1 protein-coding gene is annotated in these 444 nt (G+C 54.5%); it reads left to right on the top strand.

Annotated features, from left to right (window positions below):
• Positions 1 to 53: 53 nt before the first annotated feature.
• Entirely contained in the window at positions 54 to 395 is a 342-nt protein-coding gene (locus tag EN749_RS37150) for a hypothetical protein (protein WP_128365155.1), read from the top strand.
• Positions 396 to 444: the final 49 nt, after the last annotated feature.

Raw genomic sequence — 444 nt, 5'->3', positions numbered from 1 at the left:
ATTCCATCCTCATCTACACTTTTTCTTCTTTTTTCTTTACGAATGAAGAATAAATGGATGCCTGTGACGAAAACTCCACGGCGCGCAGTTTGAATGCTGACCTGCTCAACCAGCTAATCCAGGGTTCTGCAGCGGTGAACGAGCTGCTGAATGGCCGTCTTCTGCAGCGCAACACCAAGCTCTCTCAGGTGTCAAAATTCGGTACCAGTGAGGGCACGGAAAACCCGTTCTCATGCGATCCCGTCATCCTGGGCAGGCTGGACGTGCCGGAGCATTTGTGGCCCGGCTGCGCCAAACGAGTCACAGGATCGGGCGGCGCGGAAGAGAGCACACTGGTTCCCAATGCCAACGCGGCGGCGGGTGCTTTGGAAATCATGCAACGCAACGCGCAATAGAGTGAAAGGAGCCCCGTTATGAAACGGACTGTTGCAGCATCGCTATTCC

It is taken from the genome of Mesorhizobium sp. M7A.F.Ca.ET.027.02.1.1 (assembly GCF_004022985.1).
GTDB lineage: Bacteria > Pseudomonadota > Alphaproteobacteria > Rhizobiales > Rhizobiaceae > Mesorhizobium.
Note: the sequence above shows the minus strand (reverse complement) of the source record. Positions and strands in the feature narration are given on the sequence as shown.

What these genes read in the sequence shown, in the direction of transcription:
- EN749_RS37150 (WP_128365155.1), top strand. Translation starts at nt 54, where the DNA reads ATGGATGCCTGTGACGAAAACTCCACGGCGCGCAGTTTGAATGCTGAC.